Source organism: Micromonospora sp. CA-246542, assembly GCF_050942905.1.
Lineage (GTDB): Bacteria > Actinomycetota > Actinomycetes > Mycobacteriales > Micromonosporaceae > Micromonospora.
Genome location: NZ_CP192040.1, coordinates 390,856 through 412,944, shown reverse-complemented (window position 1 = coordinate 412,944; position 22,089 = coordinate 390,856). Strand labels below are relative to the sequence as shown.

17 protein-coding genes are annotated in these 22,089 nt (G+C 72.0%); 12 read left to right on the top strand and 5 right to left on the bottom strand.

Going from position 1 to position 22,089, the window contains the following annotated elements:
* Window positions 1–73: 73 nt before the first annotated feature.
* The 3 genes from ACQP0N_RS01975 to ACQP0N_RS01965 are packed head-to-tail and all read left to right on the top strand — an operon-like array spanning window position 74 to window position 2,858.
* Window positions 74–970, top strand: a complete 897-nt coding sequence (locus ACQP0N_RS01975) for a hypothetical protein (protein WP_433117067.1) — start codon at window positions 74–76, stop codon at window positions 968–970.
* Window positions 967–2,331: a methyltransferase gene (locus tag ACQP0N_RS01970; protein WP_433117065.1), complete on the top strand. Its 1,365-nt coding sequence runs from the start codon at window positions 967–969 to the stop codon at window positions 2,329–2,331. The genes ACQP0N_RS01975 and ACQP0N_RS01970 overlap by 4 nt, the downstream gene beginning before the upstream one ends.
* Window positions 2,226–2,858: a TetR/AcrR family transcriptional regulator gene (locus ACQP0N_RS01965; protein ID WP_433117063.1), complete on the top strand. Its 633-nt coding sequence runs from the start codon at window positions 2,226–2,228 to the stop codon at window positions 2,856–2,858. The genes ACQP0N_RS01970 and ACQP0N_RS01965 overlap by 106 nt, the downstream gene beginning before the upstream one ends.
* Before the next feature lie 8 nt (window positions 2,859–2,866).
* Here ACQP0N_RS01965 and ACQP0N_RS01960 read toward each other — a convergent pair whose 3' ends face one another.
* On the bottom strand, window positions 2,867–3,613 hold the full coding sequence (locus ACQP0N_RS01960) for an oxidoreductase (protein WP_433117061.1): 747 nt from the start codon (window positions 3,611–3,613) through the stop codon (window positions 2,867–2,869).
* 321 nt (window positions 3,614–3,934) lie between these two features.
* On the opposite strand from ACQP0N_RS01960, the gene acs reads away from it, so the two are divergent.
* The 5 genes from acs (at window position 3,935) to ACQP0N_RS01935 (ending at window position 13,307) form a co-directional block, all read left to right on the top strand.
* The gene (gene acs / locus ACQP0N_RS01955; RefSeq protein WP_433117059.1) at window positions 3,935–5,899 is read left to right on the top strand and encodes an acetate--CoA ligase; all 1,965 of its coding nucleotides are present in this window, start codon (window positions 3,935–3,937) and stop codon (window positions 5,897–5,899) included.
* A gap of 243 nt (window positions 5,900–6,142) precedes the next feature.
* Window positions 6,143–8,935: an immune inhibitor A domain-containing protein gene (locus ACQP0N_RS01950; protein WP_433117057.1), complete on the top strand. Its 2,793-nt coding sequence runs from the start codon at window positions 6,143–6,145 to the stop codon at window positions 8,933–8,935.
* A gap of 333 nt (window positions 8,936–9,268) precedes the next feature.
* Window positions 9,269–11,704: an immune inhibitor A domain-containing protein gene (locus ACQP0N_RS01945; RefSeq protein WP_433121368.1), complete on the top strand. Its 2,436-nt coding sequence runs from the start codon at window positions 9,269–9,271 to the stop codon at window positions 11,702–11,704.
* Between the two features lie 204 nt (window positions 11,705–11,908).
* Window positions 11,909–12,307, top strand: coding sequence for a hypothetical protein (locus tag ACQP0N_RS01940; RefSeq protein WP_433117055.1), 399 nt, complete (start codon window positions 11,909–11,911; stop codon window positions 12,305–12,307).
* Between the two features lie 67 nt (window positions 12,308–12,374).
* Entirely contained in the window at window positions 12,375–13,307 is a 933-nt protein-coding gene (locus tag ACQP0N_RS01935; protein ID WP_433117053.1) for an alpha/beta fold hydrolase, read from the top strand.
* Between the two features lie 4 nt (window positions 13,308–13,311).
* Here the strand turns inward: ACQP0N_RS01935 and ACQP0N_RS01930 are convergent, their stop codons facing one another.
* Entirely contained in the window at window positions 13,312–13,677 is a 366-nt protein-coding gene (locus ACQP0N_RS01930) for a hypothetical protein (protein ID WP_030486287.1), read from the bottom strand.
* On the bottom strand, window positions 13,674–16,619 hold the full coding sequence (locus ACQP0N_RS01925) for an SseB family protein (RefSeq protein WP_433117051.1): 2,946 nt from the start codon (window positions 16,617–16,619) through the stop codon (window positions 13,674–13,676). Before ACQP0N_RS01925 ends, ACQP0N_RS01930 begins: the two co-directional genes overlap by 4 nt.
* A 152-nt stretch (window positions 16,620–16,771) precedes the next feature.
* Between ACQP0N_RS01925 and mycP the strand changes: the two genes are divergently transcribed.
* A complete protein-coding gene (gene mycP / locus ACQP0N_RS01920) occupies window positions 16,772–17,989 on the top strand; it encodes a type VII secretion-associated serine protease mycosin (protein ID WP_355049294.1) in 1,218 nt (405 codons plus the stop codon).
* 85 nt (window positions 17,990–18,074) lie between these two features.
* On the opposite strand, the gene ACQP0N_RS01915 is transcribed toward mycP, so the two are convergent.
* Together ACQP0N_RS01915 and ACQP0N_RS01910 are read right to left on the bottom strand one after the other, a co-directional pair.
* Window positions 18,075–18,368, bottom strand: a complete 294-nt coding sequence (locus ACQP0N_RS01915; protein WP_357123578.1) for a WXG100 family type VII secretion target — start codon at window positions 18,366–18,368, stop codon at window positions 18,075–18,077.
* 20 nt (window positions 18,369–18,388) lie between these two features.
* Window positions 18,389–18,709 (bottom strand): WXG100 family type VII secretion target, encoded by a 321-nt coding sequence (locus tag ACQP0N_RS01910; RefSeq protein WP_355049296.1) that lies wholly within the window; start codon window positions 18,707–18,709, stop codon window positions 18,389–18,391.
* Between the two features lie 535 nt (window positions 18,710–19,244).
* On the opposite strand from ACQP0N_RS01910, the gene eccE reads away from it, so the two are divergent.
* From eccE to ACQP0N_RS01895, 3 genes are all read left to right on the top strand, one after another.
* Window positions 19,245–20,957, top strand: a complete 1,713-nt coding sequence (gene eccE, locus ACQP0N_RS01905; RefSeq protein ID WP_433117048.1) for a type VII secretion protein EccE — start codon at window positions 19,245–19,247, stop codon at window positions 20,955–20,957.
* Window positions 20,958–21,111: 154 nt separating this feature from the next.
* A complete protein-coding gene (locus ACQP0N_RS01900) occupies window positions 21,112–21,498 on the top strand; it encodes a phage holin family protein (RefSeq protein WP_355049298.1) in 387 nt (128 codons plus the stop codon).
* 108 nt (window positions 21,499–21,606) lie between these two features.
* On the top strand, window positions 21,607–22,083 hold the full coding sequence (locus ACQP0N_RS01895) for a GNAT family N-acetyltransferase (protein ID WP_433117045.1): 477 nt from the start codon (window positions 21,607–21,609) through the stop codon (window positions 22,081–22,083).
* The last annotated feature ends 6 nt before the right edge of the window (window positions 22,084–22,089 follow it).

Below are 22,089 nucleotides of genomic sequence, written 5' to 3'. Positions count from 1 at the left end.
CACGCCGTATTGAGCGGTCGCTCAAAAAGACGTACCCTCCGTTTGAGCGACCGCTCAACACGGGGAGAATCGCATGAACGACGACAGCGCACCGACACCACGCAGAACGAGGGCGCACTGGATCCTGGCTGGGTTGATCACCCTCTTCGGAGCGGTCGTCTTCGTCGTGGTGGTGCGGCAGGGCCGAGCCGACAGCGCGGTGCTCTTCGTGGCGCTCCCGGTGCTCCTCGCCGCCGCCCTCGCGCTCACACCCCGTCGGTCGGCTCAAGGGAGGGTCTTCACGGCCACCACGATGGCCCTGCTCCTGGCGTCGGTGGCCCTGCACGAGGGCGCGATCTGCGTCGTGCTGGCCGCCCCGCTGGTCTACGCGGTGGCGCACGGGACGACCGCGCTGATCCGCGCCCTGCGGGAGGCGAACCGCCCGTACGTCGTCGTGGCCGTACCCCTGCTGCTCCTGCCCGGCCTGGAGGGCACCGGCATCGCTCCCCGGGTGGCTCCGGACCAGACGGTCGAGGTGACCCGGGTCGTCGGGCTCCCGGTGGACCAGGTGGCCGAACGTCTCACTGCCGGTCCCCGCCCGACCGACGTTCGGTCGGTGCCGCTGCGGCTCCTGGGCGTACCGACGCCCGGCCAGGTCACCGGCGACGGGCTCGACGTCGGCGACCGGTGGATGTTCGGTTACCACGGCAGCGCGCACGGACCGGGCGGCCACCTGCTCGCCGAGGTGCAGAGCGCCGCGCCGGGGCAGGTGGGCTTCGACTTCGTCGAGGACAGCTCCATCACCGCGCGCTGGTTCACCTGGCGGCACGCGGAGCTGAGCTGGCGGGCGGTCGACCCCGGGCACACCGAGATCCGGGTCCGGGTCGACTACACGCGGGGCCTCGACCCGTCCTGGTACTTCGGTCCAATCCAGCAGGTGCTGCTCGGCGCCGGGGTGGGGCACCTTCTCGACATGCTGGCGCTCGAATGACCGTCGCCCGCTGGCTGAGCCTCGCCGTGCCGCTGGCCGCCGTGCTGGCCGTCGGCGCTCGGGAGCGGGACCGGTCCGTACGGGCCGCTGGGCTGCTCGCGTTCCTGGCCGCCGGGATCGGCATCGCCGCGCTGCACGAGGTCGCCCGCCGCACCGGCTGGTACGCCTTCGCTCCGGTCGACGGCGCGTACCGGGGAATGCCGGTGGACCTCTGGATCGGCTGGGCGGCCCTCTGGGGCCCGTTGCCGGTGCTGCTCCGGCGGGCGCTGCCGCTGCCGGTCGCGCTGGGTCTGCTCCTCTGGGTCGACGCGGTGGCGATGCCGGCGCTGCACCCGTTGGTCAGCCTCGGCCCGCACTGGCTCGTCGGGGAGGTCGTCGGACTGCTCGCGGTGGCGCTGCCCGCTCAACTGCTCGGTCGCCTCTGCGCCGACCGCCGGTACCTGGGCGCACGGACCCTCCTGCAGGTGGGAGTCTTCGCGGCCCTGCTGCTCTGGTTCGTCCCCACCCTGGCGTTCGAGGTCGGCGACGGGTCATGGGCCGGCCTGATCGCGCTGGACCGCACCGGAATCCTGGTCGTCGCGCAGTTGGCCCTGCTGATGGCCGTGCCGGCGCTGGCCGCCGTCGCGGAGTTCGCCGTCCGGGGCGGCGGTACGCCCTACCCGTGGGATCCGCCGCGTCGGCTGGTCACCACCGGCCCGTACGCGTACCTGGCCAACCCGATGCAGCTCGTCGCCGTGGCGCTGCTGCTGTTCACGGCGGCGGTCACCGGGAGCGTCGCCCTGGCGCTGGGGGCGGTGTCGGCGACGGCCTTCGGCGCGGCGGTGGCCGGGCCACACGAGCAACACGACCTGCGCACGCGGTACGGCGACTCCTGGCGGTCCTACCGGCGGCAGGTACGCGACTGGTGGCCGCGCTGGCGGCCGTACCCCTCGCAAGAGCCGGCCGTGCTCTGGCTGGACGACGACTGCGGACCCTGCGCGGCCACCTGGCGGATGGTGGCCCGGCGGCATCCGGTCGGCCTGCGGATCCGGGCGGCCCGGGAGCACGAGCGCGTGCTGTGGCGGGCGGAGTACGTGGGCGGCGACGGCCACACGGAACGGGGGGTGGCCGCCGTCGCCCGATCGCTCGAACACATCCATCTCGGCTGGGCTCTGGTCGGCTGGACGTTACGGCTGCCCGGGGTCACCTGGCTGGCTCAACTGCTCACCGATGCGATGATCGCACCGCCGCATCCGGCCCGTCCGAGAGGAGAGCCATGTCCGACACCAAGCAGCGTCTCCTCGACGGCGCCATCGCCGCCATCCTGGAGCACGGCATCGCCGGCGTCTCGGCCCGCACCATCGCCGCCGCCGCGGGCGTGAACCAGGCGCTGGTCTTCTACCACTTCGGCACGGTGGACGACCTGCTCGCGGCGGCCTGCCGGGCCAGCACGGCCGAGCGGGTCGAGCACTGGTCGGCACGCCTGGCCTCGACCGGTTCGCTGCGCGAACTGCTCGCCGTCGGGCGGGCGCTGCACGAGGAGGAGCGCCAACTCGGCAACGTCAACTTCCTGGCCCAGATGTTGGCGGGCGCACAGGCGGACCAGCGGATGGCCGCCCCCACCGCTGGAGCGCTCCAACTCTGGGTGGACGAGATCGAGCAGGTCCTGCGCAGGCTGCTCGCCGGGTCACCGTTCGCCGAGGTCGCCGACGTGCCCGGCCTGGCCCGTGCGGTCTCGGCGGCGTTCATCGGGCTGGAACTCTACGACGGGGTGGACCCGGCCGGCGCGGACCGGGCGATGGCCGCGCTCGATCAGCTCGCGCTCCTCATGGAGATCGTCGACGATCTCGGGCCGATCGCCCGCCGCGCGCTACAGGCCAAGGTCAACCGGGCGACGCGGCGGGACTGAGCCGCCCCTCACGCGGCGGCGAGAATGTCGTCACCGATGGTGGTGAGCTGGTCGGCGCCGACCTCGACGGCCGCCATGTAGTGGCGCAGCCAGGACCGCAGCCCATCCGGGGTGCCGGTGGCGAACGCGCCGGCCGCGCCGACGTACTCGGGCTCGCGTTCGGCGTGACCGACGTCCACGGCGAGCAGCCCGCGCGGGTCGAGGCCGCTGGCGAGCAGCACCAGCCGGGCGGCGCCGCGCGCCACCACGCCGGACGGTCCGGCGAACGGACGCAGGTTGAGCAGTTCTCCGTGTACGACGGCGGCGAGCACCAGCGGGGAGACCTTCGTGCCGCCGGCCACCAGACCGGCAAGCCCGTCGAGGCGGGCGGCGACCACCGGATCGGCGACCGGACGACCCAGCTCGGCCTCCGGCACGATGTCCCGGGCGGCGAGGACGTGCAGCCGGGCGAGGGCCTGCCGGGGCGCCTTCGGCCAGAGTTCACTCAGACCGGGCAGGGCACCGGCGACCCGTAGCGCTCCCTGGAGCACCGGCTCGGTGACGGTCCCGGCGCGTACCTCCTCGCGCTCGTGGACGGCCCCTTCGAGCGCGGCGCTGGCCACCGCCGAGCGGAGGCCGACCTCGGCCGCGACCTGGCCGCCGTTGCGGCGCAGCGCGCGGTGCCCGAGCGCCTGGTCGAAGCGTTCGCGGGCCCGGTCGACGGCGGGCGCGATGTCGGCGAGCGCGAGCAGCGGGGCGAGCGGGTCGGTGGTCACCCCGCCACGCTAGCGATCCCACCCGGCTGATCGGCCCACACCCGCCCGCAACGCGACCCGGGCCACCCGGCCGCCGGCCGGCCAGATCGACACCACTGCACCGAAGTGGGGCTATCAAGGCGGCCCGAACACCCCTACTTCGGCGATCTCGTGTCGATCAAGTGACCCGCGCCGGCGCGCGCACCCGCTGCGCCGGGCCGTCGGGCGCGTGGCGGGGGCCGCTCGGCGCGACGGGGTGGGCAGCGGTCGCCGGCCGGGGGACCCGCGACTACCCTCGTGCCCATCGAGACGCAGGTCACCCCGAGGACGAGGAGTCACGGCATGAGCGAGGCATTGGCCAATCTGCTGAACGAGACGCGCCAGTTCCCCCCGCCGGCCGAGCTCGCCGCGCACGCCAACGTCACCGTCGACGCGTACGCCGAGGCGCAGGCCGACCGGCTCGCCTTCTGGGCGAAGCAGGCCGACCGGCTGGCCTGGTCGAAGAAGTGGGACGAGGTGCTCGACTGGTCGAACCCGCCGTTCGCGAAGTGGTTCGTCGGTGGGCAGCTCAACGTGGCGTACAACTGTCTGGACCGGCACGTCGAGGCGGGCCGCGGTGACAAGGTCGCGATCCACTGGGAGGGCGAGCCGGGCGACACGCGGACTCTCACGTACGCCGACCTGCACGAGCTGACCTGCCGCGCGGCGAACGCGCTCACCGACCTGGGCGTGACCGCCGGCGACCGGGTGGCGATCTACCTGCCGATGATCCCGGAGGCGGCGGTGGCCATGCTGGCCTGCGCCCGGATCGGCGCGGCGCACAGCGTGGTGTTCGGCGGCTTCTCGGCCGACTCGTTGAGCAACCGCATCCAGGACGCCAGCGCCAAGGTGGTGATCACCGCCGACGGTGGTTACCGGCGAGGCAAGCCGTCGGCGTTGAAGCCGACCGTGGACGAGGCGGTGGCGAGCTGCCCGTCGGTGGAGCACGTGCTCGTGGTCCGCCGCACCGGCGAGGACGTGGCCTGGACGGAGAAGGACCACTGGTGGCACGAGACGGTCGAGACCGCGTCGGCCGAGCACACCGCGCAACCGTTCGACGCCGAGCACCCGCTGTTCATCCTCTACACCAGCGGCACCACGGCCCGCCCGAAGGGCATCCTGCACACCACCGGCGGCTACCTGACGCAGGCGTCGTACACGACGCACGCGGTGTTCGACCTGAAGCCGGAGACGGACGTCTACTGGTGCACCGCCGACATCGGCTGGGTCACCGGCCACTCCTACATCGTGTACGGCCCGCTCTCGAACGGTGCCACGCAGGTCATGTACGAGGGCACCCCGGACACCCCGCACAAGGGCCGCTTCTGGGAGATCGTCGACAAGTACCAGGTGAGCATCCTGTACACGGCGCCGACGCTGATCCGGACGATGATGAAGTGGGGCGAGGACATCCCCGCCGGGTTCGACCTGTCGTCGCTGCGGCTCCTCGGCAGCGTCGGCGAGCCGATCAACCCCGAGGCGTGGATGTGGTACAGGCAGCACGTCGGCCGGGGTGAGCTGCCCATCGTGGACACCTGGTGGCAGACCGAGACCGGCGCCATCATGATCTCCCCACTGCCGGGGGTGACGGCGACGAAGCCGGGCTCGGCGATGGCCCCGCTGCCGGGAATCGTCGCCGACGTGGTGGACGACCAGGGTCAGTCGGTGCCGAACGGTGGTGGCGGCTACCTGGTGCTGCGTGAGCCGTGGCCGTCGATGCTGCGCACCATCTGGGGTGACGACAACCGGTTCCTTGAGACGTACTGGTCGCGGTTCGAGGGCATGTACTTCGCCGGCGACGGGGCGAAGAAGGACGACGACGGGCACATCTGGCTGCTCGGTCGGGTGGACGACGTGATGCTGGTGTCCGGGCACAACATCTCGACGACCGAGGTCGAGTCGGCGCTGGTGTCGCACCCGTCGGTGGCCGAGGCGGCGGTGGTGGGCGCGACCGACCCGACCACCGGCCAGGCGATCGTGGCGTTCGCCATCCCGCGCGGCAGCACGGACGTCGCCGGCGAGGCGGGTGAGCAGCTCATCTCCGACCTGCGCAACCACGTGGCGAAGACGCTCGGGCCGATCGCCAAGCCGCGGCAGATCATGCTGGTGCCGGAGCTGCCGAAGACCCGCTCCGGCAAGATCATGCGTCGGCTGCTGCGGGACGTGGCCGAGAACCGTTCGCTCGGCGACGTCACCACCCTGCAGGACTCCTCGGTGATGGAGCTGATCTCCTCCGGAATGAGTGGCGCGAAGTCCGACGAGGACTGACGACAGGCGTACCCCGATCGGTGGGTGATGGTCCGCGCGGACCGTCACCCACCGTCGTCTTTTGTGGACTTCGACCGTCCGGCGTGCCGCCGGCCGACGGTCCGACGGATAACGCCTGCATCACGTTCCCGCCGTTCGGCCGGATTCTCATTTAGTTTCACGAAGGCCGGCTGGCCCTCGACGCGACGCTGCGTGCACGGAGTCCGCCGGCTTCCCTCGCCCATGCCCGAGAAACGGAGCGGCATGAACAGAAACTCCCAACCGGGGTCGCGTCGACGACTACTCGTCGCGCTGCCCGTCATCGCCCTCGCGGCCACGTCACTGACCGTGAGTGGCAGTGCGGCGGCACAGCCGTCCACCACCCCCCGGGCGGTGATCGGGGCTGACGAGTACTACATCAACTACGCCGAGCCCGAGGTCCAGCCGGACACTTCCGGCCGTGAGGTCAAGGGCAAGAACGGCGTCTACACCCCCAAGGTCGACGACGCCCGCGCGTTCGACCAGAAGCACGCGCGGGGCAACCCGGTGACGGCCCGCCAGCTCGCGCAGATCGAGGCCAAGTCGATCAAGACGGGCAAGAGCCCGCGCCAGATCAAGCAGGCGCCCAACACGCAGACGGCGAAGCTGCTGACGCTGCTGGTCGAGTTCAACGACAAGGCCAACGACGACTTCACCAACGTGATGGTCCCGAAGACGGTGTTCGAGGACCGGACCTGCGTTCCCGGCACGGTGCAGAACGGGCCGAAGCACAACAAGATCCCGGACCCGTCGCGGCTCGCGCACGAGGACAACAACTCGATGTGGGTGCCGGACTTCTCGCCGTCGCACTACAACAAGATGCTGTACAGCAAGAAGGGCATCACCGACCGGGTCCGCACGGACCTCAAGGGCCCGGACGGCAAGAAGGGCATCGACATCTCCGGTCGCACGATGCACAACATGTACCTGGAGATGTCCAAGAACGCGTACACGGTCGACGGGCAGGCCAGCCCGTGGATCACCGTGCCGCACTCCGAGGGCTGGTACGCGGCCAACCGCTGCACCCAGGACGAGAACGGCAACTGGGTGCCCGGCCGGGAGCAGTCGATGAACGGCCACCCGGACAACCCGGCCGGCGCGAGCCGGCTGGCCGGTGACGCGATCGAGGCGCTCGCCGCCAAGGACCCGACCTTCCCGTGGGCCGACTACGACAAGGAAGACCAGGCCGACCGCGACGGTGACGGCAACCTCTTCGAGCCGGACGGCGTGATCGACCACCTCGTGCTGGTGCACGCCGGCAAGGGCAAGTCGAGCGGCGGCGGCGACCAGGGCGTGTACGCCGTCTGGGCGCACTCCTCCTCGGTGCCGGGTGGCTACACCATCCCGGGCACCAACCTGAAGGTGTCGAACTACATCGTGCAGCCGGAGGACGCCGGCGTCGGCGTCTTCGCCCACGAGTTCGGCCACGACCTCGGTCTGCCGGACCTCTACGACACCTCCGGCAACGCCGACTCCGACGTGGACTTCTGGGACCTGATGGCCTCCGGATCGCACTCGGGTGAGATCTTCCAGGCGCTGCCGACCCACATGGGCATCTGGGACAAGTGGGTGCTCGGCTGGGCCGACCCGCTGACCATCCGTCCGGGCTCCAACCCGCGCGAGGTCAAGCTCGGGCAGACCTCGCGTACGCCGATCGACGCCGAGGACGGCATCAAGGTCGACCTGCCGGACAAGGTGACCGTGCTGGCCACCCCGCACAGCGGCACCAAGATGTGGCACAGCAACAACGACCAGAGCTGGGCCGACGTCAAGCTGAGCCGCTCGGTGGACGTGCCCAACGCCGCGGACTCCAAGTTCTGGATGTGGAACAACTACATCATCGAAGAGGACTGGGACTACGGCTTCCTCGAGCTGTCGACCGACGGTGGCACCACCTGGTCCGAGCAGAAGGTGTACGCAGAGGACGGCACGGTCGTCACGACGCCGGACAACTACGGTGACCCGAACGGCCGGATGAACGACTTCGGTGGCAAGAAGTACGGCCTGACCGGCAGCACCGACGGCTGGCGTCACGACTACGTCGACCTGTCGGCGTACGCGGGCCAGACCGTGCAGGTGCGACTGCGCCTGGCCACCGATGAGGCGTTCGAGGAGCGCAACTGGTTCGTCGACGACTTCTCGGTCACCGGCGGCGGCGCCACCGTATGGAGTGACGACGTCGAGGGCGGCGCCAACGGCTGGACGACCAGTGGCGGCACCTTCGTCGACACCACCGGCGCGGGCTGGAAGGTCTCCGGCGGCACCGAGGTGCACGCGCAGTACTACCTGGCCGAGTGGCGCAACTTCGACGGCTTCGACAAGGGCCTGAAGTACGCCTACGACACCATCTACTCGCGCGACGCGTGGAAGGTCGACCGGATCTCCTACAACGCGCCGGGCATGCTGGTGTGGTACCGGGACAGCGCGCTGGGCGACGTCAACCACGTCACCGGTCAGATGACCTCGCTGCCGAGCTACGGCGCCAAGGGCGGGCTGCTCATCGTCGACTCGCACAACGAGCCGTACCGGCGTACCGGCACGGCGGCCGAGAAGGACCCGTCGGTGACGGACAACCTGCCCAGCCGTCCGCAGTCGTCGAACGCGGCCTTCACGCTCCAGAAGACGTACCCCTTCACGGAGTGCCTGGAGGCGGCGGGCGAGCCGTACAGCGCGTACTGCACGAAGTTCAAGGCCCTGCCGCCGGTGAAGGGCTTCACCGACGCCAAGGGCTGGTACCCGGGCATCGAGATCCGCGACGGTGCCGCGTACGCCCGGGACAACGACGCCTCCGTCGTGATCCCGTCGCGTGGCAACGCGCCGTACACCACCCGGGTGACCAACCCGGACGGTAGCCCGGCGCCGGACTACTACGGCGTGACGCTGGGCGGCGGCGCGATCGTGCTCGGCACGGGCAACCCGGCCGACGCGGGCGTGCAGAACGGCGTCTCGTTGACGATCCGTAAGGCGGCGAAGGACAACTCGTCCGCCACGATCTACGTCACCCCGGCGACGAAGTGACGGTTTAACGGGTTCGGCAACTGATGGTGGGGCCGGTGGCGGGAACGCCACCGGCCCCACTGTCGTTTCATCTGATCTTATTGATCGAAATTCATCGTTGCGGATGTCGCCGTCCGGTCCGCCCTGACTCGATCGCAGATGAGGCACGGGGGTGTGACGGTGAAAAGCATTCCCAACAAAATCTTGCAACAAATCGACGCGTGCGTCTTCCCACCCGTCGCAGCAGTGTCTATGTTCACCAATGGTCCCACTAGTGGGATCGATCTATCACCGGCCCGTACCCCCGTTGGGTCGGTTCCCTCACACCGGAGGTACCACGTGCGCAAAGTCGCAGTGGGTCTGCTCGGGCTTTCACTGACGGCGACGGGGCTGGCGTTCGGACCGTCCGCCAGTGCCGCGCCGCAGCCGAAGTTGCCGACGGCCGCTCCGTCGGTCGCCGAACCCGCCCTTGCCGACCACGACCTGCCGAACCCGCTGGAGGACAAGCGGCGAGCGCTGCGCCAGGAGGGCCTCAGCAAGGTCCTCACCGGCGAGGCCAAGGCACAGAAGGTCAACGGCAGCACGGTCGTCAAGGTCGGCAAGACCCAGGCCGACGGGGCCGCCGCCCGCACCACCGGGGCGGGCACGGCTCAGACCGAGGACCAGTACGTCGAACTCTCGCGCGAGCGGACCGACAAGATCTTCGTGATCCTTGCCGAGTTCGGCAACGAGCGGCACCCGGACTTCCCGGACAAGAGCATCGACCCCGACACCGCGGGGCCGACCAAGTTCGACGGGCCGCTGCACAACCAGATCCCGGCGCCCAACCGGGCCGTGGACAACTCCACCGTCTGGCAGCCGGACTACAACGCCGACCACTACCGGCAGCTCTACTTCGGCACCAACCCCGGTGACGAGTCGCTGAAGCAGTACTACGAGGCCCAGTCCTCGGGTCGCTACAGCGTCGAGGGTGAGGTCACCGACTGGGTCAAGGTTCCGTACAACGAGGCCCGGTACGGCCGCTCGGACGACCCGATCGCCGACGACGACACCACCAACCCGGCCAACGACCCGGCGGTCTGCGACAGCAACGTCTGCGACAACACCTGGGACCTGGTCCGGGACGCGGCCAACCAGTGGGTCACCGACCAGAAGGCCGCCGGCCGCACCGACGCGCAGATCGCCGCCGACGTCAAGTCGATGGACCAGTACGACCGGTACGACTACGACAACGACGCCGACTTCAACGAGCCGGACGGCTACATCGACCACTTCCAGATCGTCCACTCCGGCGGCGACCAGGCCGACGGTGACCCGATCCAGGGTGAGGACGCGATCTGGAGCCACCGCTGGTACGCGTTCGCGTCGGACCAGGGCAACACCGGCCCGGAGACCTTCCCCGGCGGCGGCACCGAGATCGGTGACACCGGCGTCTGGATCGGTGACTACACCATCCAGCCGGAGAACGGTGGCCGGAGCGTCTTCTACCACGAGTACGGCCACGACCTCGGTCTGCCGGACGACTACAACGTGGTCAACGGTGGCGACAACAACAACGAGCACTGGACCCTGATGGCCCAGAGCCGGCTCGGTGGCAAGAACGACGGCGGCATCGGCGAGCGCGGTGGCGACCTCGGCGCGTGGAACAAGTTCCAGCTCGGCTGGCTCGACTACGACACGCTCGGGCTGGGCGAGAAACGCGATGTGGTTCTCGGCCCACAGGAGTACAACTCGCCCCAGGCGCAGGCCGCCGTCGTCGTACTCCCCGACCGTGACTACACCTTCTCGAACGGCGCGCCGTTCGAGGGCAGCAAGCAGTTCTTCACGGGCAACGACGACAACATCAACAGCACGATGACCCGGACCCTGGACTTCACCGGGAAGTCGTCGGCCGCCCTGACCATGAAGGGCCGCTACAACATCGAATCCAACTTCGACTACCTGTTCTTCGAGGCGTCGGCCGACGGTGGCAAGACCTGGGCGACCCTGCCCGGCACCGTCAACGGCAAGGCGTTGAAGGAGATCTCCCCCGGGCGTTTCGCCCTGGACGGCTCCAGCGGCGGCAAGTGGGTCGACGTCAACATCCCGATGAACTCGGTGGCGGGCAAGGTCGTGCAGTTCCGGCTGCGTTACCAGACCGACGGCGGCGTCTCCCGGGGCGGCTTCTACGGTGACGCGATCACCGTGACCGCCGACGGCCAGACCGTGTTCACCGACGGTGCCGAGAACGGTGCCAACGGCTGGACCTTCACCGGGAAGTTCGAGATCGCCGGGGCCACCTACACCAAGGCGTTCGACAACTTCTACATCGCCGGCACCCGGTCGTACACCTCGTACGACAAGTACCTCAAGACCGGCCCGTACTACTTCGGCTACCAGAACACCCGCCCGGACTACGTGGACCACTACGCGTACCAGGAGGGTCTGCTGATCTCGTACTGGAACCTGCGGTGGTCGGACAACGACACGTTCGCGCACCCGGGTGAGGGTCGGAACATGATCATCGACGCGCACCCGCGGCCGCTGTACAACCTGACCGGCGCCCCCTGGCGGGCCCGCGTCCAGGTCTACGACGCGCCGTTCAGCCTGAAGAAGGCGGACTCGTTCACGCTGCACATCAACAGCCAGGCCAACTACGTCCGTGGCCAGGCGGCGCAGCCGCTGTTCGACGACACCCAGCAGTACTGGTTCCCGGAGCTGCCGAACCACGGCGTCAAGCTCCCGGCCACCGGCCGGACGATCCAGGTTCTGTCGCAGGACGGAATCAACACCACCGTCCGCTTCAACTGATCCCTCAATCCGGCACCACCCGTACCACGGCGATGCCCGGGCAGGTCACCTGCCCGGGCATCGCCCGTTCCTGGGAACCCCGACCGGGTGGCGCGCGTCCGATCACCCGTGCGACCGCGAACCCGCACCACCCTGACCGGCGCCGGCCTGACCGTCCTGTTTGCGCTGGCCGGCTGCGCCGGAACGCGGAACGAAGGAGGCACCGTGTCCGCCGAACCGACCCCGTCCGGCACCCCGGCGACCAGCCCACCACCGGCCTCCGCCGCGCCGACCGGAAGCGGGGCCACGCCGTCGGCTCCCGCCGGCCGCCCGGCGCGCTCACGCGTCCCGCTGCCCACCCTGCGCCCGCCGACCGGACCACCGCGCAAGCCGACCGACGCCCGGCGGGCCAACGCCCTGGCCGGCCGGATCAACCGGGGCGGCGACGGCCCCTGCTACGGCCTCGTCACCGACGACGGCCGGCAGTACGCGCTGCACGGCATCGACAAGGGCACCTTCACCGTCGGTACGACGGTCCGGGTGACCATCGGCCCCGCCGACCCGGCCGCCGACTGTGGGCCGGGCATCCCGGCCACCATCGTCGACATCAGCCCGGTCGTCTGATCCCCCGCAGGGTCACAGTCGGGCCGGCGAAACGGCCGTCTCCCGACGGGGTCCTAGGCTGTCAACCATGACCGACCAGCGCGGCGAAGCCGTCGACGAGTCCTGCGTCCTCACCGAGGGCCCGTGGACGCACCGTTTCGTCGGCGCCAACGGCAGCCGTTTTCACGTGGTCGAGGCCGGCACCGGCCCGATGGTGCTCTTCCTGCACGGCTTCCCCGAGCACTGGTGGGCCTGGCACCAGATGCTCCCCGCGGTCGCCGACGCCGGCTTCCGCGCGGTCGCCGTGGACCTGCGCGGCTACGGCGCCAGCGACAAACCACCCCGGGGGTACGACGGCTACACCCTCGCGGCCGACATCGCCGGCCTCATCCGGGCCCTCGGTGAGCGCTCGGCCACACTCGTCGGCAGCGGCGTCGGCGGCATGGTCGCCTGGACGGTGGCGTCGTTCCACGCGTCCCTGGTCCGTCGGCTGGTGGTCCTGGGCGCACCCCACCCGCTACGACTGCGCGCCGCGATCTTCGCCGACCCGCGCGGCCAGTTCGCCGCCTCCACCCCGGCGTTGAAGTTCCAGCTCCCCCGCTACGAACACGTGCTCACCAGGGACGGCGCGGCGGGCGTCGAGGAGATCCTGCGCCGCTGGGCCGGCCCGAGCTGGGCCGCCAGCGCGGACTTCGAGGCGTACGCCGAACGGTGTCGGGAGGCGATGCGCATCCCGCAGGCCGCTTTCTGCGCGCTGGAAGGCTATCGCTGGGCCTTCCGTTCGGTGCTGCGGCTGCACGGCTACCGATTCGTGCGCCTCATGCAGAAGCCGCTGGTCACCCCGACCCTGCAACTGCACGGCGCGGCCGACATCGCCGCCCTGCCACGGACCGCCCTCGGGTCCGGCCGGTATGTCGTCGCCCCGTACGAGTGGCGTCTGCTGGACGGGGTTGGGCACTTCCCGCACCTGGAAGCCCCCGAGGTGGTGCTCGGCGAGATCCTGCGGTGGGCCAAGTCGTAACTGGTCAGACCCGCTGTTCGCGTAGATCGGTGACCTCGGCGGCCGGCGCCCAGCCCTGGTAGACGCCGAAGTCGAAGACCTCCAACCGCATCGCCTCGGCCACCGGCCAACGACCACCCGTGTACTCGACGCGCAGCCACGCGTCGTGCTCGCCGAGCACGATGAACGGCTGGCCCTGCCAGGTGCAGGTGGTCCGCACGTACGCCAGATCCTCGATCTCGCTCGCCGGCAGCACCCGCACGTAGCGGCCGGCGCGGACCTCCTCGAAGCCCTCGCCCGGCTCGGGCTGGTACAGGCGGATGTCGTCGCCGTCCGGGCTGGCCTGGTACTCCCGGCCCTGCCAGCGGGCCACGTAACCGTCGCGCATCACTCCTCCGGAACCCGCCGCCAGGTGACCGCGTCCGTGTCGAGGACCGCGACCACCCGTTCGGTACCGTCGCCACCGATCCGCCAGAGCTGCGCGCCGTGCGGAAGGCGGGCGCTGTCCACCTTGAACTCCGCCACCACGTCACTGCTCTCGCCCGGGGCGAAGCCGTTGCCCCGGAACGGCGGGCGTTCGATGACCCAGCCCTCCATGGCACGCATCGCCGCCTCGTTCTGTCCGCCGTACGGAATTCGGTAGAGGCTGGGCCGGTGCGCCGGCCAACGCAGCACGTAGATTTCCTCGGCGTCCCGCACGAACGGCGAACCGGGGTAGTTCAGGCCCAACGCGTCGTGCAGCTCGGCCGGCGTGGCCAGGTGGGCCAGCTCGCCGGCCCGGTGCACGAAACCGGAGACCCGGTCGTACCCCCGCTCCAGGTAGTACGCGAGCTGGCTGGGCGCGATCGCCTTCTGCATCACCGTCGGGCGGGCCGGGTCCACCGCCGCCGGGGCGTACCGGGGACGCGCGGCGGGTTCCGCCTCGGCCGCCGGTTCCACCGGGTCGACCTCCAGGTCGTCGCCGAGTCCCACCTCGGCGGCCCAGTTGGCCAGCGCGACGATCTGGTCACCGGGCAACTTCGCGCCGACCGGGGTGCCCGGGTTCACGGCGAACGACCAGTCCTCGTCGGGCCAGCGCCGGATCAGCTGGGCGAACTTCACCCGGACCGTGTCGACGGCGCCCTCGACGTGGTCGGCGAGGCGCTCCGGGGACGTGTAGACCACCACGTACGTCTCGCCGTCGAGGCGGGCGGTGCGCCAGACGAACCCCGGGTCGCCGGGACGGCTGCCCCGCTTCGAGTCCGCCGCCGCCGGCAGCAGCACGCGGGCCAGCAGCAGGGTGGACAGGAACGTGTCCGTGCTCCCGGCCCCGGCCGCGCCGAGTAGGTCCTCCTCGACGGTGTTCGCCGGCTGGAACTGCGGCGACGCCTGCTCGTCGACCGTCGGAGGCTCGACGGCGTCCGCGATCGTCGCCTCCGCGTCGGAATCGGGGCGTGCCGGTTCGGGTTCGTAACCCACCGGGGATCGGGACGACCGACCGGTATCGCCGCCGGCGCCGAAGCCAGCGTCACCGGCTGAACGGGCATCGCCAAGGTCGGCGTCGGTGGCCGGGCCGGTACCGCCCAGCCCGGCGTCGGTGGCCGGGGTGACGCTGGATGGCTCGAACAGGCTCGCTCCACCACCAGACGCGGCCCAGGCAGTGGGATCCGGCACGAACGGGCCGGGCACGGACGGGCCGGGCACGGACGGGCCGGACACGGACGGGCCGGACACGGCCGGATCCGGCACGGACGGGCCGGGCGCGGCCGGGTCGGACACGGCCGGGCTGAATCCGGACGGGTCCGGCGCGGCCGGGTCGGGCACGGCCGGGCTGAACGGTGGCGGGGCGGTGGTCGTCGGGCCGGGTCGCCGGGCGGTCTCGAAGAAGGGGCCGACCTCGGGCGGATCGAGGAGATCCCGGGACTCGATGATGGTGCCCTCGATGACGATGGGCGTGAAGCCGCGCCGGGGGGCGGGCGGGCCGGAGACCGGTTCCGCGACCGTCGGCGGCAGATCCTCCACCGGTTCGAAGCGCCGCCGTTCAGCGGGACGGCCACGCGGGATCGCCTGGGTCTCGTCCGGGGCGGGCGCCGGCTCCGAGAGGCGGGCCGGTGGCGGTCCGCCGTTGACCGGACCGGGCACCCGGAACGCGCGGGTGGGCTCCTCGGCCAACGGGTCGGGCCGTCGCGGCGGCAGCGGCTGCGTGGTCTCGTCATCGGTCAGCGGCGCTCGTACCACCCGGGAGGTGCCCAGGTCAGCCGCGGGCGGCCACGGTCCGCGGCCGGCGTCCGGCGCGGGCATCGCGAAGGCCTGGGTCGCGCTGTCGCCGCCGGGCGCGTCGGCGGGGCGGCGGCGCGGAAAGGGCTGACTGCCGCGCCCGAACCGCGACGGCGGCGCGGCCCGGTCGCCCGTCCGACCGTCACCCGAGGGCAGGCCAGACTTACGACCGGACGTCGGTTCGAAGAAGGAACGCCGGCCTTCCTCGTTGACGCCACCACCGACGGCCGGACCGTCACCCTCGCTGGGCGGACGGGTCGCGGACGGCCGGCCGGCACGTGGAGTCGGCTGGTCGACCGGGGCGGTGCGGGTGCGGTCGGCGGCCAACGGCACGTACCGCGAGGCGGCGGTGCGGCTCGCCCCCGGCCCGACACCGGCACCCGGCCGGACCGTGCGGGGCGGTTCGGTGGGCTGCGGTGGCCCGGCGGCGGGCATGTCCTCCACCCCGGAGCGGCGCGGCAGGTCACCCGGGCCGGGCGAGCGGGTGGGATGGCCCGAGGCGGCGGGCGGAGACACCGGAGGCGTCGCGCTCCTCGGTCCGGGTCGTCCGGGCGGCGTCGCCTCGGGGACCATCGGCGAGGGCGGTACGGACCCGGCTGCGGGAGGGGCCTCCCGACCGGTCGTACCCGCCCGGAACCGGGACAGGGTCTCGGCCCGCTCCAGCCGGGCCCGGGCGCCCATGGCGCGGCCCGGCAGCCGGACGTCACCACGGGAGAGCTGCGACACGAACCAGGAAGGCAGGTATCCCTCGACGGGCAGCCCGGGGTTGACCGCGAGCCACCACTCGTGGTTTGGCCAGCCCAGCGCGAGGTCGGCGAACGGGACGCGCCGGTGGGTGCCCGCGTGCTCGCCGAGGCAGGCCCGCAGCGCGGTGGTAGAGGTGAAGGCCAGTACGTGCGTCCGGCCCCCGGTCGTCCAGGTGCCCCAGCCGGCGGCCTGACCGGAGGATGCCGGTGCGGAGACGGGCAACAGCAGATCGGTGCGGGACAGGAGGCGGAAGTAGAGCTCCTGGTCGTTGGCGCGCAGCGCGTCCCGCATCGCCACCTCGGCCTCCGTGGCCGGCTCCCATTCGGTCACGGCCACCTCTCCTCCCGAGAACAGGCCACAGGTATCGCGTACAACCTACAAGGTGGCATCAAGATCACAATGGCTGGCCGGCGGCGGTCCGCCCCGGCGACGGCGAGGCGATAACATCCCGTTCCGGAGCCGACACGATACGGAGGCTGTCGATGTCCCGGTCGATTGCGCGCCCGGTCCTGGCCGGTCTGGCGGTCGCACTGCTGACCGGCGCGACAGGTCCGGCCGTCGCCGCCGGCCCGCGCCGATCGGCTCCGGTCTGCGCGACCCCACTGACGCCCGTTCGACCGGTCGAGGCCACACCGTGGCCCCAGCAGCGGTACGACCCCGCGCGGCTCGCGCCGCTGACCACCGGCGCGGGGGTGACGGTCGCGGTGGTCGACTCCGGCGTCGACCGGGCACACCCCCAACTGGCCGGTCGGGTGCTGCCCGGCGCCGACCTGCTCGAACCGGGTGGGGACGGCGGCCAGGACTGTGCCGGGCACGGCACCGGTGTGGCGAGCATCATCGCGGCGGCGCCGCAGCCCGACGTCGCCTTCCACGGCCTGGCGCCGGCCGCCCGGATCCTGCCGGTACGCGTGAGTGAGCAGCAGGTGGTGCAGGGCCGGGAATCGGGGCGCACGGTCAGCGCCGGCGAGTTCGCCCGCGCCATCCGCTGGGCCGTCGACCACGACGCCGACGTGGTAAACCTCTCCGTGGTCCTGTACGCCGACGACCCGCAGGTCCGTTCCGCCGTCCGGTACGCCGTCGAGCGGGACGTGGTGCTGGTGGCCGCCGTGGGCAATCTGCACGACAACGGTGACCCGCGCCCGTTCCCCGCCGCGTACGACGGGGTGCTCGGGGTGGGCGCGATCGGGGCGGACGGGGCGCGGGCCACCTTCTCGCAGACCGGCGCGTACGTCGATCTGGTCGCCCCCGGCAGCGAGGTGCTCGTCGCCGCGCCCGCTCAGGGCCACCAGCGGGTGGAGGGCACCAGCTACGCCGCGCCCTTCGTGGCCGCCACCGCGGCGCTGCTGCGCGCGTACCGACCCGAGCTGACCGCCACCGAGGTGGTGGAGCGGATCGTCGCCACGGCCGATCCGGCGCCCGGCCCGGGACACGGCGGCGGGTACGGGGCCGGCGTGTTGAACCCCTACCGGGCGGTCACCGAGACCGGCGGCCGGCCGGGCGGACCCCGATCGGCCGCCGCGCTCGCCGATGACCGGGCCGATCAGGCCGCGCTGGCCCGCCAGGCGCGTCGCGCGACCGCCCGGGACCGGGCCCTGGTGGCCGGCGCGGTGATCGGCGTGACAGCGATCGCCGTGGTGGTGCTGGCCCTCGTGCTGCCCCGGGGCGCGCGCCGGCGTTGGCGACCGGCCGAGCCGGCCTGACCCGACCCGGTCGCCGCCGTGGCCCTCGCCCGAGGGCGGCCGGGACGCCGACGCGGTCATGGTCAGCGCTCCCGGCCCACCGAAGTCACTGGAACAGCCCGGTGTTCTTCTTCTCGGTGTCGAGGTAGTCGGCAGCGGAGTCGTCCACCGCCAACTTGATGGCCCGCAGCATCGCCTGCAGGTCCTGAGAGGCGGAGCGCCACCGCGCCTGGCGCTGCTCGTACGCCTCGCGGGCGTCACCGGACCAGGCCGACACCAGCGGCGCAGCGTCACGTTCGAGCTGGCCGAGCTGCGAGTCGAGCGTGTTCAGCGCCCGCTGGATGTCCGCGCCGGCCTGTTGCAGCGCGGCAAAGTTGACGACCAGCACACCGTTGTCCATCGGAATGCCCTCCCGGCAGGTCAGAGCGGCAGCTGGATGCCGCCGCGGTTGGTGCCGGCCACCCGGCTGGCCGCCTCGTCGTCCGAGACGTCGTACTGTCGACCCGCGGTGCGAATGGCACCGGCGGTCTCCCGCAGCGCGCGGTGCAACGCCGCCTGATCGTCTGCCCACTGTCGCTTGACCTGCTCGAACGACCGCCCGCCGGCGCCGCGCCAGGCCTGCTGCAACACCTCCAACTCGGCCAGCAGGCCGGTCAGCATGGACTGCAACGACTGGTCCACCTGCTCGAACCTCGCGGCGGTCTGCTTCATCACCGCTGCTTCTGCCTGGGTCTGGGACACCCGGACGTCACCTCGTCTCCTCGGTCGTGCCTGGCTGTCAATGCGCCCGCGGTGGGAGCGCACCGCTCGCGTGGCCCGCTCGACGAACACGGTCGGACACGGGTCAGCGATGAACTTCGTGGCTGACGGTAGCGGCCTGGTAGCGGTTCTGCTACCCCCCGGCTCTCCCCTGTGGACAACTACGACAGCCATCGGTCGCCTACGATGTGCGGCAGCCCCGTCGCGGCGCGTGACGGGCATCCGGGGGCGGTCGGCCGCCGGGCACGTCCAGACCGGGTCGAGGAGGCGCGGTGCCGCCGATCACCACTTCAGGCGCGCAACCGGCGAGCGACGCCGGGTGGGGCCCGACCGCAGCTTCCCCGACAGCCGGGCCGGACATCCCCGCCCTCTCGTCGGTCGACACCGCACCGGACGTCGGACCGACCACGATCGGCGGCAGCGCGCGGGGCACTCTCGTCGGCACCGCTCCCCGAGGCGGCGTACCCGCTCGACGAACCCCGCGCGGTGGGCCGCCATCGGTCGGCTCGGTGCGGGGATGCGCGCGGGCCAACTGGTCACCGGGCAGGTCGCCGTGGCGGTCGTCCTCGCCGCCTCGGGCCAGGGCGCCCCGGTCATGATCGCCGCGCTGTTGGTGGCGACGCTTCTGGTGACGGCCGCCTGCGTCCGGTTCCGGGGCCGGTGGCTCTTCGAGTGGCTGGGCACCGCCGCCGGGCACGTGACCCGTCGTCGCAAACTGGGCGAGCGGGCCGGTGCGGTCGAACTGCTCGACCTGGTCGCGCCCGGAGCCGTCGTCGGCTCGACCGAGTTGTCCAGCGGGCCGGCGGCGGTGCTGGAGGACACCGGCGGCATGGTGGTGGTGCTGGAACTCGGCGACCCCGGCGACCTCCTCGGCGACGCGTCCCGGGCGATCCCCGCGCCGTCCACGCTGCTGCCGACGCCGGGGCCGGACGTGCCACCGGTACGGATCCAACTGCTGCTCACCGGCACACCGGCGCCCGTACCGACGGCGGGTGGCACGGTCGGGACCTCGTACCGGCAGCTCACCGACGGCCGCCTCGTCGGGCGGGAGCGGGCGGTGCTGGCGGTCCGGGTGCTGCGGGCGGACGGCTGGACGCCGGAGGCGCTGCGCCGGGCGCTCGCCGGCACCACCCGCCGGATCATCCGTCGACTCGGCCCGCTGACCGCCCGGCCGCTCGGCGTACCCGCGGCGCTGCGGGTCCTGGGCGAGCTGGCCCATCACGACGGTGAGCCGATAGTCCAGGGCTGGCCGTCGCTGCGCACCGGCGCTCTGGTCCAGGCGACGTTCCGGCTGGTCCGCTGGCCGCAGGCCGGTGCGGCGGCGGCGCGGCAGCTGGTGCCCCGGCTGCTGACGCTGCCGGTGACCGCGACGACCGTGTCGCTCTGCGTGGGGCCGGCCGCGGGCGCGGACGCGGTGACCGAGCTGACCGTACGCCTGGCTGCCACGTCGACGGCCGAACTGACCGTGGCCGTCGACGCGTTGGGCCGCCTCGTCGACGGCGCGGGCGGGGATCTGCGGCGGCTCGACGGCGCGCACCTGGACGGCCTGGCCGGCACGCTGCCGCTGGCGCTCCTCTCGGCCGGACGGCCCGAGGCGGCGCTTGACGACTGGGAGCTGACCCTCGGCGAGGCGGGGATGATGGTCGGCACCAACCGGCACGGTGGCGCGGTCACCGTGCGGCTGTTCCGGCCGGAGGGCACGCGGGTGCTGTTGCTGGGCGGGGTGCGTACCGCGCAGCTCGTCGCATTGCGTGCGATGGCCCTGGGGGCGCTGGTGGTGGTGCAGACGGCCCGACCCCGCGCGTGGGAGCCGTTCGTACGGGGGGTGGGCGCGCCGGGGGGAACGATTCCGCTCATCCCGCCGGGCCGGCCGGTCGCCGAATCGGCCGGCGGAGCACTGCGGCCGTTGCTGCTGATCGTCGACACCGGACCGGTGCCGGCCGAGACCGAACCCGGTCCGGCGTGGCGGGCCACCCTCGTGGTGCGCGACGAACTGACACCGGCCGACCTGGACACGTTGAGTCGCGCCGACCTGGCGGTGCTCCAGCGGCTGCACCCGGCGGAGGCGACGCTGGCCGGCGCGGCGCTGGGCCTGGGCGCCTCGGCCGACTGGCTGACCCGCATCCGCGACGACATGGTGGCGGTGGTGAACCGCCGCGCGTTGCGCTGGGCGCTGCTCTCCCCGACCCCGATCGAGGCTCAGCTGATCGGCCGGCCGGCACGGGCCTGAGCGCACCCGCGCTCGGGGCTTGAGCGCGGCCACGCTCGGGGCTTGAGCGTGGCCACGCTCGGGGCTTGAGCGTGGCCGCGCGAGGCGGGCCGGTCACCCTCGATGGTCAACTGCCGGGTTACGCCCGTGGATGGTCCGTGGCACGATCCCCGCCATGGGTTTTCTGAAAGGGTTGCTGATTCGGCTGGCCACCACGGCACTGGCCTTCTGGCTGGCCACGCTGCTCATTCCGGGCATCGACCTGGAATCGACCTCCGCCGTCCAGACGGTCACCACGCTGATCCTGGTGGCGGCGATCTTCGGCATCGTCAACGCGGTGCTCCAGCCGGTCATCAAGACCGTTGGCTGCGGCTTCTACCTGCTCACGCTCGGCCTCATCGCGCTGGTGGTGAACGGGCTGCTGTTCCTTCTCACGAGTTGGATCGCCGACCAGGCCGGGCTGCCGTTCTCGGTGGACGGGTTCTGGCCGGCCGCCGTTCTCGGCGCCCTGTTCGTGAGCATCGTGACGTGGATCCTCGGGGCCGTCCTCGACCGCGACTGACCAACCACCGTCCCGGACCGCCCGGCCCCGACGGGCAGGGCGGTCCGGTGACCAGAGTTCGGGAATTGGCCGGCTGACGGCCCCCTCGGGTCGGTTAGCGTCGCCGACGTGTTCACCCTGACCCGGCCCGACGGTCACCTGCTCAGCACCGATCCCGCCCGACTCGACCTGGACCGCGTACACCACTGGCTGTCCACCGACGCGTACTGGGCACTGGGACGCGACCGGGACAGCGTCGTGCGGGCGTTCGCCGGGTCGCTGCCGTTCGGCATCTACCGGACGGACGACGACAGCCAGGTCGCGGTGGCCCGCGTCGTCACCGACCGCGCCACCTTCGCCTGGCTCTGTGACGTGTACGTCGACCGGGCCGCGCGAGGGCTCGGCCTGGGCACCTGGCTGGTGGGCGCGGTCCGTGACCACCTGGACGAGCTGGGCGTACGACGGATCCTGCTGATCACCAACGACGCGCACGAGGTGTACGCGCGGGTGGGCTTCACCCCGTTGGACGTTCCCGGACGGTGGATGAACCTCGACCGGCGACCGCCGGTGACCCCCATCACCGGAAAGGAACAGAGCGGAGGCTGACCCCTT

Bases quoted from the DNA above. Each gene is read 5' to 3' on its own strand.
- ACQP0N_RS01975 (WP_433117067.1), top strand. From the start codon at position 74: ATGAACGACGACAGCGCACCGACACCACGCAGAACGAGGGCGCACTGG.
- ACQP0N_RS01970 (WP_433117065.1), top strand. From the start codon at position 967: ATGACCGTCGCCCGCTGGCTGAGCCTCGCCGTGCCGCTGGCCGCCGTG.
- ACQP0N_RS01965 (WP_433117063.1), top strand. From the start codon at position 2,226: ATGTCCGACACCAAGCAGCGTCTCCTCGACGGCGCCATCGCCGCCATC.
- acs (WP_433117059.1), top strand. From the start codon at position 3,935: ATGAGCGAGGCATTGGCCAATCTGCTGAACGAGACGCGCCAGTTCCCC.
- ACQP0N_RS01950 (WP_433117057.1), top strand. From the start codon at position 6,143: ATGAACAGAAACTCCCAACCGGGGTCGCGTCGACGACTACTCGTCGCG.
- ACQP0N_RS01935 (WP_433117053.1), top strand. From the start codon at position 12,375: ATGACCGACCAGCGCGGCGAAGCCGTCGACGAGTCCTGCGTCCTCACC.
- mycP (WP_355049294.1), top strand. From the start codon at position 16,772: ATGTCCCGGTCGATTGCGCGCCCGGTCCTGGCCGGTCTGGCGGTCGCA.
- ACQP0N_RS01915 (WP_357123578.1), bottom strand. From the start codon at position 18,368: ATGGACAACGGTGTGCTGGTCGTCAACTTTGCCGCGCTGCAACAGGCC.
- eccE (WP_433117048.1), top strand. From the start codon at position 19,245: ATGCGCGCGGGCCAACTGGTCACCGGGCAGGTCGCCGTGGCGGTCGTC.
- ACQP0N_RS01900 (WP_355049298.1), top strand. From the start codon at position 21,112: ATGGGTTTTCTGAAAGGGTTGCTGATTCGGCTGGCCACCACGGCACTG.